This is a genomic window from Pelagibacterium lentulum, assembly GCF_003992625.1.
Lineage (GTDB): Bacteria > Pseudomonadota > Alphaproteobacteria > Rhizobiales > Devosiaceae > Pelagibacterium > Pelagibacterium lentulum.
The window spans coordinates 43,918-61,836 of record NZ_RZMW01000021.1; the positions used below are offsets into that span (position 1 = coordinate 43,918).

General features: G+C 58.9%; 22 protein-coding genes. 21 read left to right on the forward strand and 1 reads right to left on the reverse strand.

Features of this window, described 5'->3' with window-relative positions:
• From EO133_RS06390 to EO133_RS06450, 14 genes are all read left to right on the forward strand, one after another.
• Positions 1-1,719, forward strand: coding sequence for a terminase large subunit (locus EO133_RS06390; RefSeq protein ID WP_127071833.1), 1,719 nt, complete (start codon positions 1-3; stop codon positions 1,717-1,719).
• A 5-nt stretch (positions 1,720-1,724) separates the two neighbouring features.
• Positions 1,725-2,981, forward strand: coding sequence for a phage portal protein (locus tag EO133_RS06395; protein ID WP_127071834.1), 1,257 nt, complete (start codon positions 1,725-1,727; stop codon positions 2,979-2,981).
• The gene (locus EO133_RS06400; protein WP_127071835.1) at positions 2,981-3,826 is read left to right on the forward strand and encodes a head maturation protease, ClpP-related; all 846 of its coding nucleotides are present in this window, start codon (positions 2,981-2,983) and stop codon (positions 3,824-3,826) included. Before EO133_RS06395 ends, EO133_RS06400 begins: the two co-directional genes overlap by 1 nt.
• A gap of 16 nt (positions 3,827-3,842) precedes the next feature.
• Positions 3,843-5,222: a phage major capsid protein gene (locus tag EO133_RS06405; protein WP_244640903.1), complete on the forward strand. Its 1,380-nt coding sequence runs from the start codon at positions 3,843-3,845 to the stop codon at positions 5,220-5,222.
• 86 nt (positions 5,223-5,308) lie between these two features.
• Positions 5,309-5,494, forward strand: a complete 186-nt coding sequence (locus tag EO133_RS06410) for a hypothetical protein (protein WP_127071836.1) — start codon at positions 5,309-5,311, stop codon at positions 5,492-5,494.
• A gap of 9 nt (positions 5,495-5,503) precedes the next feature.
• Positions 5,504-6,091 carry a head-tail connector protein gene (locus EO133_RS06415; protein WP_127071837.1) on the forward strand — a complete coding sequence of 196 codons (588 nt, stop codon included), beginning with the start codon at positions 5,504-5,506 and terminating at the stop codon, positions 6,089-6,091.
• A complete protein-coding gene (locus EO133_RS06420; protein WP_127071838.1) occupies positions 6,091-6,276 on the forward strand; it encodes a hypothetical protein in 186 nt (61 codons plus the stop codon). Before EO133_RS06415 ends, EO133_RS06420 begins: the two co-directional genes overlap by 1 nt.
• Entirely contained in the window at positions 6,257-6,607 is a 351-nt protein-coding gene (locus tag EO133_RS06425; RefSeq protein ID WP_127071839.1) for a head-tail adaptor protein, read from the forward strand. Before EO133_RS06420 ends, EO133_RS06425 begins: the two co-directional genes overlap by 20 nt.
• Complete coding sequence (locus tag EO133_RS06430) at positions 6,604-7,002, forward strand: DUF3168 domain-containing protein (protein WP_127071840.1); 399 nt, start codon at positions 6,604-6,606, stop codon at positions 7,000-7,002. Before EO133_RS06425 ends, EO133_RS06430 begins: the two co-directional genes overlap by 4 nt.
• A gap of 22 nt (positions 7,003-7,024) precedes the next feature.
• Positions 7,025-7,459 carry a phage tail tube protein gene (locus tag EO133_RS06435; RefSeq protein WP_127071841.1) on the forward strand — a complete coding sequence of 145 codons (435 nt, stop codon included), beginning with the start codon at positions 7,025-7,027 and terminating at the stop codon, positions 7,457-7,459.
• Entirely contained in the window at positions 7,459-7,953 is a 495-nt protein-coding gene (locus tag EO133_RS06440; protein ID WP_244640904.1) for a gene transfer agent family protein, read from the forward strand. The genes EO133_RS06435 and EO133_RS06440 overlap by 1 nt, the downstream gene beginning before the upstream one ends.
• 32 nt (positions 7,954-7,985) lie before the next feature.
• On the forward strand, positions 7,986-8,141 hold the full coding sequence (locus tag EO133_RS20170) for a hypothetical protein (RefSeq protein ID WP_164734910.1): 156 nt from the start codon (positions 7,986-7,988) through the stop codon (positions 8,139-8,141).
• Between the two features lie 325 nt (positions 8,142-8,466).
• A complete protein-coding gene (locus EO133_RS06445; RefSeq protein WP_127071842.1) occupies positions 8,467-8,781 on the forward strand; it encodes a hypothetical protein in 315 nt (104 codons plus the stop codon).
• The gene (locus EO133_RS06450; RefSeq protein ID WP_127071843.1) at positions 8,778-9,656 is read left to right on the forward strand and encodes a BRO-N domain-containing protein; all 879 of its coding nucleotides are present in this window, start codon (positions 8,778-8,780) and stop codon (positions 9,654-9,656) included. Before EO133_RS06445 ends, EO133_RS06450 begins: the two co-directional genes overlap by 4 nt.
• A gap of 1 nt (position 9,657) precedes the next feature.
• On the opposite strand, the gene EO133_RS06455 is transcribed toward EO133_RS06450, so the two are convergent.
• The gene (locus EO133_RS06455; protein WP_127071844.1) at positions 9,658-9,891 is read right to left on the reverse strand and encodes a hypothetical protein; all 234 of its coding nucleotides are present in this window, start codon (positions 9,889-9,891) and stop codon (positions 9,658-9,660) included.
• A gap of 58 nt (positions 9,892-9,949) precedes the next feature.
• On the opposite strand from EO133_RS06455, the gene EO133_RS06460 reads away from it, so the two are divergent.
• The 7 genes from EO133_RS06460 to EO133_RS06490 all read left to right on the forward strand — a co-directional run.
• A complete protein-coding gene (locus EO133_RS06460; RefSeq protein ID WP_127071845.1) occupies positions 9,950-10,294 on the forward strand; it encodes a hypothetical protein in 345 nt (114 codons plus the stop codon).
• Complete coding sequence (locus EO133_RS06465; protein WP_127071846.1) at positions 10,284-10,724, forward strand: HK97-gp10 family putative phage morphogenesis protein; 441 nt, start codon at positions 10,284-10,286, stop codon at positions 10,722-10,724. The genes EO133_RS06460 and EO133_RS06465 overlap by 11 nt, the downstream gene beginning before the upstream one ends.
• Positions 10,717-13,098, forward strand: a complete 2,382-nt coding sequence (locus EO133_RS06470) for a tape measure protein (protein ID WP_127071847.1) — start codon at positions 10,717-10,719, stop codon at positions 13,096-13,098. The genes EO133_RS06465 and EO133_RS06470 overlap by 8 nt, the downstream gene beginning before the upstream one ends.
• A gap of 30 nt (positions 13,099-13,128) precedes the next feature.
• Entirely contained in the window at positions 13,129-13,734 is a 606-nt protein-coding gene (locus EO133_RS06475; RefSeq protein WP_127071848.1) for a hypothetical protein, read from the forward strand.
• Between the two features lie 7 nt (positions 13,735-13,741).
• Positions 13,742-14,416, forward strand: a complete 675-nt coding sequence (locus EO133_RS06480; RefSeq protein WP_188681928.1) for a hypothetical protein — start codon at positions 13,742-13,744, stop codon at positions 14,414-14,416.
• Positions 14,403-14,855, forward strand: a complete 453-nt coding sequence (locus EO133_RS06485) for a GNAT family N-acetyltransferase (protein WP_127071849.1) — start codon at positions 14,403-14,405, stop codon at positions 14,853-14,855. The genes EO133_RS06480 and EO133_RS06485 overlap by 14 nt, the downstream gene beginning before the upstream one ends.
• 11 nt (positions 14,856-14,866) lie before the next feature.
• On the forward strand, positions 14,867-17,919 hold a 3,053-nt coding region (locus EO133_RS06490; protein WP_127071850.1), incomplete at its 3' end, for a phage tail protein.

The window sequence follows — 17,919 nt, forward strand, 5'->3', positions numbered from 1 at the left end:
ATGAAGCACTGGACGACGTCCTGCCTCGACTGGGAAGAACGGATTGTTGCGCGGCGCTCGCTGATTCCGTTCGATCCGCTGTTTCCCGATGAAGCGGAAGCGGCTCTTTCGGTTTTCAAGTCACTCAAGATCGTGGATGCGGCTTGGGTCCTCGATGCCGAAACCAAGGAAATGCGGCCGCCAACTTTTGGTGAGTCCTGCGAAGACTTTGTATTTGACTTCGTCAAGGCGATCTTCGGCGCCTATGATGCCCGGCGCGCCAAACGGCTGATACGCGAATTCCTGCTGCTGATCAGCAAGAAGAATTCCAAGTCCACGATCGCTGCCGGGATCATGCTGACGGCGCTGATCCGGAACTGGCGGCACTCGGCTGAATTGCTGGTGCTGGCGCCGACGCTGGAAGTAGCAAACAACTGCTTCAACCCGGCCGCCGACATGGTGCGCCACGATGACGAGCTTTCGACGCTGCTGCATGTCCAGGAGCACAAGCGCACCATCAAGCATCGGACCACCAATGCCGAGCTCAAGGTTATCGCGGCTGACAGCGAGACGGTTTCAGGCAAGAAGGCGGCGTTTGTTCTGATCGAGGAATTATGGCTGTTCGGCAAGAAGGCCAATGCGATGTCGATGATCCGTGAGGCCACAGGCGGCCTGGTCTCGCGCCCGGAAGGGTTCGTGATCTACCTGACGACGCATAGCGACGAAGCGCCTGCCGGCGTGTTCAAGGAAAAGCTCGAGTATTTCCGGGATGTCAGAGATGGCGAGATCGAGGACAACGAGTGCCTGGGCGTTTTGTACGAATGGCCTTCCGCGATGCTGGAGGACGAATCCTACCTCGATCCGGACATGTTCTACGTCACAAATCCAAACCTCAATCGCTCGGTCAGCCAGTCATGGCTCGAGGCAGAGCTGCGCAAGGAACTTCGGGGAGAAGGCGAGGGCAAACAGATTTTTCTCGCCAAACATCTCAATGTCGAGATCGGGCAGAAGTTGCGGCGCGATCGGTGGCGCGGGGCCGATTACTGGGAGTTGGCCAGCGACAAATCGCTGACGTTGGAAGAGCTGCTGGCCCGTAGCGAAGTGGTCACGATCGGCATCGATGGTGGCGGTCTCGATGACCTTTTAGGCGTCTCGGTCATTGGCCGATGCAAGATCACCAAGGATTGGTTGTCCTGGGCGCGCGGATGGGCGCAGACCGACGTACTGGATCGGCGCAAGGACATCGTTTCGAACCTGCGCGATTTTGAAAAGCAGGGCGATCTCGTTGTCTGCGAGCAGCCAACGCAGGATCTTCAAGAGGTGGCGGATATCGTGGAGACCGTACTGAAGTCCGGTCTGCTGCCCGAAAAGGCTGCTGTCGGTCTCGATCCGCAGGGTGTTGCGGCGCTGGTCGATGAACTCGATGGAAGAGGGCTTACCGATGAGCAGGTCGTGGCCGTCTCTCAAGGGTTCCGGTTGTCGTCGGCGGTCTGGGGTATGGAGCGCAAACTCAAGGACGGCACGTTCTGGCATGCCGGTCAGCCACTCATGGCCTGGAGCGTTTCGAACGCCAAGGCCGTCCAGCGTGGCAATGCCGTGCTGATCGAAAAGCAGACTGCAGGCAAGGCGAAAATCGATCTTCTGATCGCCGTTTTTAATGCTTTCAAGCTCATGGAGCGCAACCCCGAAGCCGGTTCCGGACCCAGTGTCTATGAAGAACGCGGCTTGTTGATGGTGTAGATCATATGGGCCTTCTCGATTTTCTGCGATTTTCCGGTGGCCGTGAAGCGGAAGCACCGCGTGTCCGCGCGATGGCTGGCGAGTCAGCTGAGTTTTTCGGGTTCGACGATCCGCGCTTCTTGGAGTTTCTTCGCGGCGGCGGTAGCGCGATGACCGAGGCGGGGATATCCGTCAATGCCAAGGTCGCCTTGCGCAACACAACAGTCATCCGTTGCGTGTCACTGATTTCGTTCTCCATCGGCATGCTGCCGCTCCATTTGATCGAAAAGCAGAACAAGGCCAAAGCGGTCGACCATCACGTGTATCGGATCCTGCACCGCAAGCCCAATGCCTGGCAGACTGCCTTCGAGTTCAGAACGCTCATGCAGCAGCGCGCCTTGGGTGCAAGCGGCGACGGCACACGCGGCGATGCCTTCGCGTTGATCGTCCGCAGCGGCCATCGGATCGTGCAGCTCGTTCCGTTGGCCACAAGCCGTGTCAAGGTGCGCCAGCGCACAGATTGGGCTTTGGAATACGTTTATAACCGTCCAGACGGCGGGACTGTTGTGTTGCCGCAGCATGACGTCTTTCATCTGCGCTATGGCCTGTCCGAAGACGGGATATCCGGCATATCTCTGGTCAAGCAGGCCGCAGAAGCAATTGCGCTTTCCGCGCAGCTTGAAAAGGCATCGGCGCGCCTGTTCCGCAATGGCTTGCTGGCCGGCGGGTTAATGGCGGTCAAAAACCGACTGTCCGATGAAGCCTATGAGCGTTTGAAGGCTCAGATGGCCGCGCGCAGAGGGACCGACAGCGCAGGCGAGTGGATCATCGGCGAAGAGGGCATGGAGGCCAAGCCGTTCTCACAATCGGGCCGGGACAGCCAGCACACCGAGCAGCGCAAGCACCAGGTCGAAGACACGGCCCGTCCGTTTGGCGTTCCGCGTCCCTTGCTCAATGTCGACGACACGTCCTGGGGCTCGGGCATCGATGTACTGGGCCAGTTCTTCGTTCGCTACGCGTTGAACCCGTGGTTCGAGGCCTGGCAACAGGCCATCGAGCGGTCCCTGCTGACCGAGCAGGAAGCCGATCGGTACGAAGCGAAATTCAACGCCGGCGCCCTGCTGCGCGGTTCGATGAAGGATCAGGCCGAGTTCTTTGCCAAGGGTCTGGGCTCAGGCGGGCATCAGCCGTGGCTTGAAGTTGATGAGGTGCGTGCATGGATGGACCTTGGCCATAGCGACAATCTGCCGAATCCTCCGGGCCAATCACAAGGAGAATCTTAATGAGCTTGCGGAACCTGCCGGAGATCCGTGCCGAGCGTTTGCCAAGTGTTTGCGCGTTCGATCCCGATCCGGATGCCGTTGATCGTTGGAACGCCGGCATTCATGCGGCACAGTCGCAAGAAAACACGATATCGATCCTCGATGTCATCGGTGAGGATTGGTGGACCGGCGGCGGCGTAACCTCAAAGCGTGTTGCTGCAGCGCTGCGCGCGATCGGTGATCAGGAGGTCTTTGTCGACCTCAATTCGCCTGGAGGCGATTTCTTCGAAGGCGTCGCCATTTACAATACGCTGCGCGCGCATCCGCACAAGGTGACCGTTCGTATTCTCGGGCTGGCCGCGTCAGCGGCTTCGGTTATTGCCATGGCTGGCGATGAGATCGAAATCGGCAAGGCTGGGTTCATCATGGTCCACAATGCCTGGGTTGTTGCCGTTGGCAATCGCCATGATCTGGCGTCCGCTGCGGAAACCCTGACGCCATTCGATGATGCGATGGCCACCGTCTATGCAGACCGGTCGGGTGCCAAGAAGGCCAAGGCCGCAGAGTGGATGGATAACGAGACCTGGTTCAATGGCGAGCAGGCTGTGGAGGCCGGGCTTGCCGATGGGTTTCTTGCAGCCGATCAGGTTGCCCAGGATGAAAAACGCGCGCAGGCGGCAAATGATTTGAAGCCTGCACGTATTGCAGAACACGGCCTCGCAAGGGCCGGGCTTTCTCGCGACAAGCGCCGTAGCCTTATCGGCGAGATTGCCAGCCGCTCTGCCGTAGCGAGCGGTTCCCGTCCAGCCGTAGCGGACGATATCACAGCTTCTCTTCAGAAGCTTCGTTCAACGCTGACAAGCTAAACCAAAGGAAATAGCTATGAAGCTTACCAAGCTGATCGGCGCCGCACTGGCGCTGACGGTCCTTGGCGTCTGCGCGGTTTTTGCAGGAACGCCTGACCTCACCTTTATTTCAACCGAATATCTGACGGCCGAAGTGATCGGCGCCATGGGCGTCATGGTGCCCCCGATTTCCGCCAAGGCGCGCGGGATCGTCGCTGTTCGGGCCGAAGGGCCGACGGGCGATATCAAGTCCCTGATCGAAGGCCTAAACAAGGATTGGGAAACCTTCAAGGCGACCTACGACCAGCGGGAAAAGGAACGCGACAAACGGTTCGAAGATGTCGTGACAACGGAAAAGCTCGAACGGGTCAATTCCAGTGTCACGGAACTTCAGGCAGCGGTCGACGCCGCCAATTCCAAACTTGCCGCGATCTCGATCGGAGGCGGCGGGGTAGGAGAAGTTGTCGACCAGGAATACTCGGAAGCCTTCCGTTCCCATTTCCGCAAGGGCAGCGTTAGCGCCGCCCTGAATAAAGGCGAAGATAACGAAGGCGGTTATCTCGCTCCGGTCGAGTGGGATCGCACGATCACCGACAAGCTGATCGAGGTCTCGCCGATGCGTGCTATCGCCACCGTTCAGAACATTTCGACGGCCGGGTTCAAGAAGCTCTACAACCTTCGTGGAACGGCGTCGGGCTGGGTTGGGGAAACGTCGGCACGGACGGAAACCAATACACCCGAGTTCGGGCCGATGACCTTCACGCCGGGCGAAATCTATGCCAATCCGGCTGCGACCCAGCAGATGTTGGACGATGCGGAAGTCAATCTCGAAGCCTGGCTGGCAAACGAGGTAGAAACCGAGTTCGCCTACCAGGAGGGACTGGCCTTCATCGCTGGCGACGGAGCCAACAAACCATTCGGCTTTTTGACGTTTGCCGATGGCGGAACCAATGCGGCCGTCAATCCGCTGGGGGCCATCGAAACGATGCCTACAGCAAGTGCGACCGAGATCGATACCGATGAGCTTATCGACCTGGTCTATGAGTTGCCAATGGCCTTTACCGGCGATGCGCGTTGGGTGATGAACCGCAGCACTCTGGGGACAATTCGCAAGCTCAAGGATGGGCAGGGAAATTATATCTGGCAACCGTCCTTCGCCGTGGGCCAGCCTTCGACGCTGCTGGCTTACCCGGTGACGGAAATGGCGGGCATGCCCGACATCGCTGCCGACTCGCTGCCTATCGCATTCGGCGACTTCCGCCGCGGTTACCTGATCGTCGATCGTACCGGTGTGCGGGTATTACGCGATCCCTTCACCAACAAGCCCTACGTCATGTTCTACACGACCAAGCGCGTTGGTGGCGGGGTCAACAACCCCGAAGCGATCAAGATCCTGCAGATGGATGATGGTCAATAAGGCCAGCGCATAGCAGCCGGTCGTCAATCGTCCGGCTGCCGATCCTGTTTCAACCCAAGGGTATCAGCCCTTTTGGAGATATCATTATGACAGACCAGACCCAGAAACCTGCTGGCAGGAGCAACGCCGATGCGAAGGCCAAGCGCTCGGCCAAGATCGCGGCCAAGAAGGAAAGCCGCAAGGTTGCGCGCCGCCAGAAACTCGACGCTACCGAGATGAAGCGTCTCGGCCTCGATCCCAAACCTTATGGCCGGATCAAGGTCGCAAGCTAAGGCAACGCCATGCATAAGCCCGTCCAGGTCACGGCTCCGGCAAATATGCCGGTGAGCCTTCCAGAAGCGAAAAAGCAATGCCGCCTCGATGACGATGTCGATGACGAAGACGATCTCATCGAAATGTACATTGCGGCCGCGACGGGACTCCTGGACGGGTATAACGGGATCCTCGGCCGTTGCCTGATTGAACAGGAATGGCGTCAGGATTTCGATCGGTTCTGTCGCACGATGCGACTTCCGCTGTTGCCTTCGGGCATTGTCTCGATCACCTGGCGTGATCGCGCGGGGCAGATTTCAACAATCGGTTCGGCAAACTATAGGCTACTGACCGATGCCCTGGGCGGCTACGTCCAGTTCAGGAACGATTACGCGTTTCCGACCGACCTCAATCCCCATGCGGCGATCAGCATAACATTCAAGGCTGGCTATGGACCCGACCCGACGGATATTCCAGGTCCAATCCGCCAGGCAATCCGGATGACTGTCGCTCACTGGAACGCCAACCGCGAAGGCGTGAACGTCGGCAATATCACGACCGAGTTGCCGCTTGGCGTCGAGTTCAGTCTATCCCCCTACAAGACTGCGAGGATTTGATGCCCCAGGTTCATTTCACCGATGATTTCGATTTCAAGGCCAAGCCCGGCGTGACCATCGCCTATAAGGCCGGTTGGACCGGCATGGTCACAACCCCATGTGCGGATCAGGCTGTGGCGTCAAAGAAGGCAAAGCGCGTGGCCAAGAAAGCTGAGGCGGAGGCCGATGACGGCGGGCAGGCTTAGGACACGCATCCATTGCGAGAAGCGCACCGATGACGGCGCATGGGGAACGCCTGTACCAGGTGGTGGGACCTTTGAACGGCAGTTCACCACGCGGGCGGAATTGCGCCCGATGCGCGGTGGTGAAACGGTAATGGGGGAGCGCCTGCAGGGGCGGCAACCCTACGTGGTGCGGATGTACCGCAATTCCAAAACGCGCCAGATACAAAGCAATTGGCGCCTTGTCGACGCTCATGATCAGTCAAGGATTTTTGCCGTGGCATCCCCGCCGCACGATCCAGATGGCACGGGCGCATTCCTTGATTTCATCGCCGAAGAAGGGCGATTGCCATGAGCGCGCTTGAAGCGGTGCAGGCCGCGCTGATGCCATATCTGGCGGGCGGCCTCACGACGGTTGGTGGCCGGGTCTATGATTTCATCCCTGCCGAAAGCCAGTTTCCTTATGCACGGCTCTCGACGCCAAGCGAGATCCCGATCGATGAAACCTGTTGGGACCGCACCGCGCTTTCGATCCAGCTCGATTTCTGGTCGAACGAAAAAGAGTCCCGCGAAGTCAAAGAGATCTCCGGACAGGCCAAGGCCCTGCTGCACGAGCGCGAGCAGGATCTGATTGTGCCGGGATATGTCGTCGACAGCATGATGGTCGAGGGCATTTTCTACAGCCGCGAGCAGGAAACGGCCCTGCAGCGCGCGCGTCTCATGCTGGCGATCGACGTCCAGCCCACCTAATCCACATCGACAGGAGATCGTCATGGCGACGACAAGAAAGCTGCTCATTCAGTTTGGTGATGGGGCGGACCCGGAAGTGTTTGCCTATAACTGCACCATTAACACCCAGCGCGAGTTCACGATCGAAGCGACAACGACCGATGGAACCGAGCCCAACTGCGAGGAGCCTGACGCGCCCGACTGGGTGCTGCGCGCCGTCGAAACATTGTCGGCAGGCATTACTGGTGCCGGCACGATGGACCCTTTGAGCTTTGCCGTGCTGCGCGGCCACATGCTTTCCGGTGAAGCATTCAATGTGCGGGTGCTGCTTGACCTCCCAAGCGCCCAAGGCGGCGGCTACTTTTCAGGGCAGTATGTGATGACGACGCTGTCCATAGCGAAAGAAGGCAAGGGATTTGTAAACTCCAATCTTGCGATGTCCTCGAGCGGCAAGGTTGAATGGGTCGATGCGGCCTGATGACCAAGTTTATCGAAGAGAGCTTTGGCGGGACCAAACGCAAGTTCTGCCTGGGCATCGGCGAGTTGCGCGAGTTGCAGGACATAACGGGTGTCGGGCCGGGCACGCTACTTTCCCGAATGCTTGCCCTGCAGACGGCTGCCGAGACCCACAAGCGGCCCGATCCCAAGACATATCCCAAGGGCGAGGCGGATCCTGACTTTCTTGCCGATCACAATGTCTATGCGCTCCTGCGGCGTATGGGCGGGGATTGGCGGGTCGATGATCTGCGCGAAACGATCCGGCTGGGCCTGATCGGCGGCGGGGCAACGCCGACCGATGCCGACGTGCTGATGCTGCGTTATTTCGATCAGACCGATCGCTATCCGCTCCACGGGCAGGTGCCCCTTGCGGCAAAGATCATCATCCATGCCATAGCGGCAGACCCGGATGATCCGGTGGGAAAGTCGCAGGCCGAGACGACAGTGACGCCGGAAGCCCCGACGGCAGAATAAAGTTCTCGGCCTTTTATGGGGCAGGCGCCGCCATGGGATTTTCCCCGCGCGATGTCGATGCCATGAGCCTTTGGGAGTTCAACGCCGCCATGGACGGCTTTGCCAAGGCAAATGGGGCCAAGCAGGACGCGGAAGCGCCCAGCTATCAGGAACACCTTGACATGGTGAAAAAACTGGGAGGATCGTAGTTTAGTGCCACGCTAGTCTCGCCCCTGAATATCCAAAAAGCCGTGACCAATCAGCCAATCGCGAATGATTCGCCTTACCGTTTCAGGACGACCGGGATTGTCATTTTCCGAATCAGAGAACGCGTCAATCCCATCAAGTAGCTCTCGTGGTAAGCGCACATCTACTCTCTCACTGTCGACGGCTGGCCGTCCGCCTTTGCTGGTTTTTGTCGGCATAAACCTTGACGTCCTTGGTTTTTGTCGTCATAAACATAAGCGGGCTGAGAAGAGGGAGCAACCTCTTTCTCAGCCCTAACCGAAACCACGATCACAGGAGGATCGAGGAATGGCTGATCAAGCCAATATCACACGCCGTGCCGTTTTGTCAGGTGTTGCGGCGCTACCCTTTACACCCTTGGCCGCGATGGCAGAAGCGACGGAGACGACCGCTAGTGCGCCAGACAGCCTTATGGCACTCATCGAGACCTATCGGGCGGTCTATGGTGATTGGGAGCGCGCGTGCGCACTCGTTGATCCGGAAAGACCTTTTGTAGCCCCGGGGCAGGCCACGCCGGAATATGTGGCGGCTATGCGCGCGGGATGGGATGCAAGCCGGGTAGGGGAAGAACTGCTCACAGCAATCAGGGAAATGCCCCAATGAACGCGATCCGCAAACTTGAATTTGAAGACAGCGCCGTCCGCATGCTGGTGCGCGATGATGAGCCGTGGTGGGTTCTGACCGACGTTTGTACCGTGCTCGAGATCGGAAACTCGCGCCAGGCATCCACGCGACTTGATAGCGATGAAAAAGATGGCGTCATTATTAATGACGCCATGGGACGCGCACAGGAAATGACCATCATCAATGAGTCGGGTCTCTATTCTCTGATCCTGACCTCGCGCAAGGCTGCCGCGCGACGCTTCAAGAAATGGGTGACGTCGGTGGTACTGCCCGAGTTGCGGCGCACCGGGCGTTACGTGATGGGAGAAGCCGAGGCGGACGCCATGCCGGTGGCAGCTGATGGCAAGGTGTTTGGTGTCCGGATTGCCAAGGCCAATGCTGCGGCACGGCTGATTGCCGTTGCCAATTCGATTTATGGACCGGAGGCCGCGCGAGCGTTGTGGGAGTTTGAGCGGGACCTGCCGAGGATAGCGCGCCGATCGATCCATGTGCCAGAGGGAGAGCCGGACGCCGACCCGGCAGATTGCCTTCGGCACCTGCTTGATGCCGAAATGGGCGATGGGCGCACCGTGCGCGAGCGATTGCGTCTGGCGATTGCCGACAAAGCTGCGGCCAAGGGGATGGACGCTTTCGGGATAGTTCCATCCCCGCCGATGGAGACCCATTGCATTGCGATTGCCGATCAAAACCGGTTCCTCGCGGCGGTCTTTTCGAACACGCAGTGGAACGAGCATTGGCGATTGGCACTGGTGAAATTGCCCGGTGCCAAAAAGAGCCGCGTCGGCATCATGTTCGACGGCGTACGGCGGATCGCAACTCTGGTGCCCAAGGCCAGAGTGGCGGATCAGCTTTGATCTATTCGTCTTGGTTCTGCCGGATGATCACGACAAGGCCAGCCTGAAGAAATGCACCGACCACAAAGATCGCGGCGGTGATTTCCGTGAAAGCTGATTGGCCCATCACAGAATAAAAGATGCCGGCGGCGGAGAGCACCAGTACGCCGACGATGCCGAACAGCTTTGGGTTTATGATCGTCAGAACCGGCCCAAGCACGAACAGCAGCCCTATCAACGCAATTGCATCACCCATTCTATCCCCCAATCATTTCAATGGTTGTCGGGGCCAACCCTATGCGAGGTCCATAGCCATGCGCAATCTCGATGATGTTCGCTTGTCGCTCGCTGCAGGAGCGAGCGGCGGCGTCGTGGATCTCGGCTTGGTCAAGAGTGTCGTCGGCCGTGCGGCCGGGGATCAGGGCTTTGCAGACCTTATGACCAGGTTGGGCGAGGCGCTGCCAACACCTGGGGCCGAGCTAGATACATTCGTTACCCGGTTTTCCGAGCGCTGCGTGCTGGCAGGGATCGATCCAAGCGCTTTGGCCGATGCCATGCTTGTGACGGGTGCGATGCTTAAAACCATGACGGAAGGTCGTAAAGAGGCCGCAGCGGCGTTGCGCGCGACGGCAGAAGGAATTGAAGCGCATGGGGCGTAATACGCGAGGGTTCGAGCGTCTGGAAAAGCGGCTGACCAAGATGCCCAAGACAATCCGCAACGAGACCAGCAAAGCCCTGGTCAAGAGCGCGGAGGAGACCGCCGAGGTGCAGCGGAGCCTGGCGCCGGTCAGCGTCGACGGGTCCCATGGCAATCCGCCCGGCGCTTTGCGCGACAGCATCACTGCCACCCCTCCGGGCGGAACGACGCCGGCCTATGGCACAGGGGGATCGCGAAAGGTGCCTGAAGGGGCGGCAGCGGTGACCGCTGGCAACAGTGGTGTGCGCTATTCCCATTTTGTCGAGCGCGGAACCAGCAAGGCCGAGGCGCAACCGTTCTTCTGGCCCGGATACCGGCTGACGCGTACGCGCAATGTCCGGCGGATCAAACGGGCGTTGAACAAGGCCATCAAGGAAAGCAAGAATGTCTGACGATCAGGAGCGCCTTGTTGTCTTGTTCGAGGCCAGGTTGCGCGACTTCGAGCGGCGCATGAGCCAGTCCGTTCGCCATACACGGCAAACTCGGCAACAGATCGAGCGCGAATCTGCGGCGCTGGCCAAAAAGCTCGAGCAGGATATGGCCAAGGCTGGCCAGAACAGCGCCGATGGGATCAGGCGGGCATTCGGTTCCATTCGTTCGGCGCTCGGATTTGCCGGTATCGGGCTCGGCGCTGCCGGTATTGCAAATCTGACGTCAGAGTGGACGGACCTCAATGCGCGCGTCGCCAACGCGACGGGTTCCCTGCAGCGTGGCACCGAAGTCATGGGTCGGCTCAGCGACATGGCGCGGCGGACCTATTCTTCGTTGACCCAGACGACAGAAGCCTTTGTCGAGAATTCCGACGTTCTGACCGAACTTGGTTACAATTACACCCAGCAGCTCGATCTCACCGAAGCACTTAACAATGCGCTTGTGATCAGTGCGACGCGCGGACAGCGGGCAGAGAGCGTGATGCGCGCCTGGTCCAACGCAATGGCGCTGGGGCAGTTGTCGGGCCAGAACCTCAACACGATCCTGCAAGGGAGCCCGCGCCTGGTGCGAGCGCTCGCGGACAGCATGGGCGTCGGGGTGAGCCAGTTGCGCGCCATGGGCGCCGCAGGGCAGATCACGGCCCGTGACATGTACGGGGTCACCCAGGAACTGGAGACACTGCGGGCCGAAGCGGATGCGATGCCGGCGACGTTGCAGGACAGCTTTGTCTTGCTGGGCAACGCCGTGATGCAGTTTGTCGGGCAGGCCGACCAGGCAACCGGGATCACCGGTATCCTTGCGCGCGAAATCATCCTGCTCGCTGACAGCATCGAGGAATCCGCGCGGCGCTGGGAGCGGGGCGACGTGCCGATATTGCAGTTCATGCAGTCGGTTGTTGGCCTGTCGCGCGAGCTGGGCTTGATCCAGGGCGATCTTGAAGACACGCGCACAGAGGTTGAGCGGGTTGAGGATAGTGTAGCAGAGGCGCGGCTGGCGTTCGTCGATCTTGCGGATGCTGTCGTCAGAATGCAAGGCATCGACGCCATCAACCCGAACCTGCCGCAAGAGATCCAGTCAGTCGTCGACAAACTCCTGCTTGGTGAGATGAGCGCAGTGGAGGCCCGGCAGGCGCTGCTGGACCTGGGCGCCGTCAACATGGACTTTGGCGGCGTTCTGAGCCAGTTGGCCACGCTAGCCGGGCAACTTCGGGTCGTCACGTCAGAAGCACATGCGATGCACGCGGCGCTCAATACCCCTGGAGGCCCGACAGGCGGCGGTGCCGGCCGAGGTGGGGCAGGGCAATCGCGCCGCGCTGCAGCCGATCGGCAAGCGGCGCTGACGGATTATACTCTCGAGCGCGAGCGCGTGTTGGGATTGAGCCGTGAGCAGCTCACGCTTGAACAGGCAATCACCCGCGAGATCGAGAATGCCGCCAAGGCCGGCGTTAGCTTGAGCCAGGAGCGCGCCGAGGAATTGGCGCGCATGGCCATTGCGCAACAGGAGGCAAACCGGGCGAGCAGCCGTAGTGGCGGCCGCAGTGGCAATGATGAACTGGCAACAGCCACAAAGTCGATCCGGGAGCGCACTGAAGCCTTGATGCGCGAGACGGCGTTGCAGGCACAGCTTAATCCGCTCATCGATGACTATGGCTATGCGATGCAGAAGCTGCGGATCCAGCAAGAGCTGGAGAATGCGGCGGCAAAGGCCGGTTTGGTCCTCACGCCAGACCGTATTGCGGCCATGGACCAACTGGCCGATGGGTATGCTCGCGCGTCAGTCGAGGCTGCGAAACTGGCGGAGACGCAGAACCAAGCTCGCCAGTCTATGGAGGATTGGTTCGGCTTGGCCAAGACCGCAGCGCGCTCATTCATTGACGATCTGGCTGAAGCCAAGACTGCTGCCGAGGCGCTCGGAAACGCTCTTAAACAGCTTGGCAGTCATCTGATAAATCTCGGAATGAACAGCCTGTTCGGCTCTGGTGGTGGTGACTTTGGGTTGTTGGGCAACCTCATTGGCATCCCCGGACGCCAGTTCGGTGGCCGTGTCACCAAGGGGCAACCTTACATTGTTGGCGAAAAACGCCCCGAGCTGTTTGTGCCCGATCAGAGCGGAACTATTGTCCCTCGCGTACCAAGTGCGCCCGATGCTTCTGCGCTACGTGGGTTGAATGACAATTCGTCGAGCACCTTCACCTACGCTCCAACGATCGATGCACGCGGTGCTGATGTTGCCGCCGTTGCGCGTATCGAGCAGGTATTGGCGCGTGACCGCGCGGAGTTTGAAGGCAAGGTGCGCGGTCTGTTTGAGCGGCGCAACAAGCTCATGTGGAGCTAGACACGATGGAAGCCATGAAAGGCGCAACGAATGGCGCTAACTGAACCACTGGATCTGCTCGATGGCCTCCCCGGTTGGGCCGTCGCGTTTGAACTTCAGGCGCGACAAGAGCAGTCACGTTCCGCAGCGGGGCGCACTCGTGTAAAAGATTTCGGCCAGCCGCTATGGGTTGGGTCGTGGGTCACGCGCACCATTTTGCCAAACACGCTGGACATTTGGCACGCGCGCCTCAACCACGCCATGAACAGCCAGATGACGTTCCGGGCATGGAAGTCGAGCCGATGCCGTCCTATCGCGCATCCGGGTAACTCTATGTTGCCAGAAGGTTCTCTGTACGCAATTGGCGCTAACGACAACACGGTGCGCGTTGAGGATTTGCCTGGTGTGACGCTGTCGATCGGCGACATGCTGCGCATTGGCACCGGGCTATATGAAGTGCTCGAACCCGCGAGCGGCGACCCCACTGCGTTCTTTACAATCCAGCCGCATCTTTGGGTTGGCACGGCAACCGGGCAGAAGGTCGTTATCTCCAAACCCTGGGTGGCAATGACGATCGATCCCGGCTCAGTGTCAACGAACGTGAGCCCTGCAACGGGCCGAGGAACGCTGTCATTCACGGCAACTGAATCGCGCTAGAGGCATCATGAAAACCATATCCACTGCCAACCAGGCCGCTCTTGCGGCCCGGCGCTTACTGCCGCGCGATTTTCTGACGATCACGGCACGCAACCGCGAAACTGGCGAGCCGGAAACAGTCGGTTTCTGGTCTGATCTGGGTAACGTTACGGCGCTGGTTTTCGATCCGGATACGCGCACACCGGCCTTGCGCAGCTTTTATGGCGCCGGGTCACTGATTTCCATTTCGGACATTCCGGCCGTTGCTGGCATTACAGTGCAGCGCGTCACAATCTTGATGAGTCAGCTTGATGAATTGGTCGAGCAGGCGGTGCGCCTGTACGACATCAAGCAGGCGCGGGTGGAAATCCATACCGGCCTACTCGATCCTGACAGCCGCAAACTGATCGATCCGGCTGAGCCGCTGTTTGTCGGATTTGTCGATCAGGTTGAAATCAAGACGCCGCGCGAGAACGAAGTCGGCGGTGTCACGATCAGTTGCACCAGCCACACGCAAGAGTTGGCCCGGACCAATCCCGAAACCCGTAGCCACGAAGATCAAAAACGTCGAAACGCAAACGACGATTTTTATATCGATGCGGCAGTCTGTGGCGAATGGGATCATTTCTGGGCCGGACGGCAGCAACAGACCCAAAAGAACAAGGGTATTTTTGGCTGGGGAGGTTTCCTTGGGATCTTCTAAGGTTCGCCTCGCAACGCCCGAGGATCGGTGCCGGGTCATCTCCATGTGTCGGGATGCGCACGGGGCAGGAAAACTGCCTTGGAAGTTTAGCGCTCCGCATGCCGACGCGCTGTTTCGTCAATCACTCGAGTTACCTGACAGGGCCTGCATCGTATTTGCCCCCGAAAGAACGGCCCAAGGGTTCTTGCTTGCCTATGTGGCGCTGTCGCCGTTGGCCGACATCAGTTTCGCCCGCGATTTTGGTTGGTGGATAGATCCTGCACATCGCGGCATGGCCGCAAATGACATGCTCGATGCATTCGAGCTTTGGGCGGGCCAGCGCAGTGCGACATTCGCGGGAATGGCAGCGATGGAAGCTAACCCTCGCGCTGGTCGACTCTACGAGCGTCGCGGCTACCTCAAAACCGAGACGCATTACTACAAGCGGCTCGTCGACTAGGACACCCCTACATGCCTGTTTTTACTGCAATCGGCGCCGCTGTTGCTGGCGCTACCGGCATCGCATGGCTGGGCACCGCGGCGGCGGCAGCGTCTCAACTCGTCGCAGGTATAACCGCCAGCCTGATCGGCAAGGCCATGCAAGGCGAGCCGCAGCGTCCGCGGTTTCAGGTGCAGGGCCAAATCCAAACCGGCGATGACGTACCGCGCTCAATCCTGTTTGGCTGGAATGCAACGGCAGGCTCGAAGGTCTATCAAAACGAATGGGGGGCGAGCAGCGCCCCGCAGGAATTTTCGACACGCGTCATTGCGCTTTCCGACTATCCGATCCGTGAACTGCGCGGCATGGAAGTGGATGGCAAGCCGGTAACTATTCTGTGGGGGCAGGCGCACGCTCAGTACGGATTTCCGATTGCAGAGTATCGGAAGTCAGCGGTCTTTCTTGGGCAGCAAGACCACCTCTGGGTTAAGTTTTACGACGGCACACAGACCAGCGCGGACAGCTTCCTGGTCAATTCAGTCTCTAGCTCCGAGCGGCCTTATACGTCTTCGCGCGTTGGCCGTGGCATTGCTTATGCAATCGTAACGAGCCGCGCGCCGCAACGGCAGGACGGCGAGGAAAAGCCGCTTTTTCAGGGCTTGCCGCAATACAAGTTCGTTACCTATGGCGCTCGGCTCTATGACCCGAGCAGGGACGATACCGTTGGCGGTAATGGCCCACAGCGCTGGAATGATCCGTCCACCTGGGGCGGCGATGGCGACTTCCTGCCGCCGGTTCAGGTTTACAATCTGTTGCGCGGCATCCGCTGGAATAATCAGTGGCTCTATGGGCTGCAAGTTCTGAATCCAGCACGCTTGCCTGTCGAAAACTGGATTGCCGCAATTAATAAGGCGCGCGGCGGAATTGCTGGCCCAGATGGCACCGAGCCGACCTATCGCGCCGGTGGTGAAATCCAGGTTGGCGCTCCGGTTCATATCGCGATTGAAGGCTTTCTTACCGCCTGCAATGGCCGCATGGCGGAAACCGGCGGCACCTACACCATGGACATGGGCGCACCCGGTACGCCGGTTATGGCGTTCACCGATGGCGATATCCTGTCGACAGAAGAACAGAGTTTTACGCCGTTCTTTTCACTGTCGGACACAGTCAACGGCGTTTCGGCAAGTTACCCGAATCCGTCCGAAGGCTGGAACGTCAAAACCGCTCCGGCGCTGATCCGGCCCGACCTCGAAGCGCTGGACGGCAACCGGCGCTTGCTGGCGACCGTGTCGCTCGATCTGGTGCCTTACAAGGGGCAGGTGCAGCGCCTTATGAAATGGGCGCTGGCGGAGGCGCTGCGCGCTCGCAGGCATACGTTTGTTCTTGGTCCTGAGTTCCGGATTCTTGAGCCCAACGACATTGTGCGCTGGACAAGTGCGCGCAATGGCTATGTCGACAAGCTGTTTCGCGTCGATGGGATCGTTTATAAATCCAATCTCGATGTGATCGTCGATCTGACAGAGGTGGACCCCTCTGACTACGACTGGAACCAGTCGACAGACTACCGGCCTGTTGTTGATGGTCCGCTCCAGCTTGTAGGGCCAAAGCCTGTCCCGATGACGGGTTGGCAGGTTTTCCCGGCGACGATTTTTGACGATCAAGGGAGAGCGCGCCGTCCGTCCATTGAAGTGCGGTTTGCATCTGGCGTCGTCGGCGTTGAGCGTGTTCGTGTTCAGGTTCGTGTTGCCGGAAGCGGCGACATAGTTTTCGACGGAGAAGTGCCGTACGACGATCCTTGGGCGGTCATTTTGTCGGGGCAGTTTTCGCCTGCGACGAATTACGAAGTGCGCGGAATCTTCATCGGGCCGAATTATTCCGAATGGTCGATCTGGTTTTCGGTTCTAACGCCCGACATAAAACTCGGCCCGCTCGATGTCATCTATGGCGATATTAACCTCGATGAACTCGGCAAGCAGGTCGAGGGCTTACTCGACTGGATGGGCGGTAACATCCGCGACATCATCGAGGAGGCACAGGCCCAAGCGGTTCTGACCGGCGACCAGGAGCTTGCCAATGCCATGCAGTTCGATGAATTGCGGCGCTCGCTTGGTACGGTGGTTGGTGATCTTTCCGCCACGTTTGAAGAAACGATCACCACGGCTATAATTCCGATGAACGGGCGGCTCGTGGCGCTCGCCGATGCCCTGACCGAACTATCTGCTGCGGATGCCGGCGATATATCGTCAGCGCGTATTAGGTTCACTGCAATGTCCGGCCCGAGTGGCTATGCGCGCGTCGGTATTGAAACGCGCTTCGATGTTGCCAATACCGGCGATTATCGGCTGGCTGGTAGTTATTGGGATACTCCAAACGACCCCCAATTGCCCACCCGCAGAGTTGAGATTGCCGAGCAGTTCATCATTGCGGAAAGTGCTGCTGCCGCTGGATCGCAACCCTTTATTTTTGAGGGCGGAAATCTGCGCGTGCCGAACGCGTACATCTGGGGCTTAACGGCGGTCAATATCGAGACGGCATCTATTGCTGCAGACTTGGGTTTCATTCAAACGCTGACATCTGAGCAGGCGTTCATTGATAACCTGCAGGTGGGATGGGCTGCGATTGAAAACGCAGTTGTCAACAATCTGGTCGTTAACGCGGCGATGATAGGAGACCTTGCCGTAACCCGGATCAAGCTCGAAGAGGGCTCTGTTACTGACGTTTACAAGGCTGGACCCACTTCCGGAAGCATGTCCGCACCGGGAACCATAACGTTGAACAGTCAAACTATAAATGTAGGCGCAGGTGATCTTATATCAGCTGGAGCGGTCGTTGTGGGTTTTGGAGGCGGGAACGTTAGCAATGGCGGCTTTCGTATGTTCATCGAAATGGTGGCGGGTGGTGATGTTTACGTCATAGGTGAAGGTACGAGCGCTAGTTGGACAAACCAGTCTGAAAGAAACGCCGCCCCTGAACCCTATGCAAGTGGGTTGGCCCTATCTCCAATTACCGGAAATGTAACAATTCGATCAAGAATTCAGCTTTTCGGCTCGATTGCCTACTCGGGAACCCGTCGCCTAACATCCAA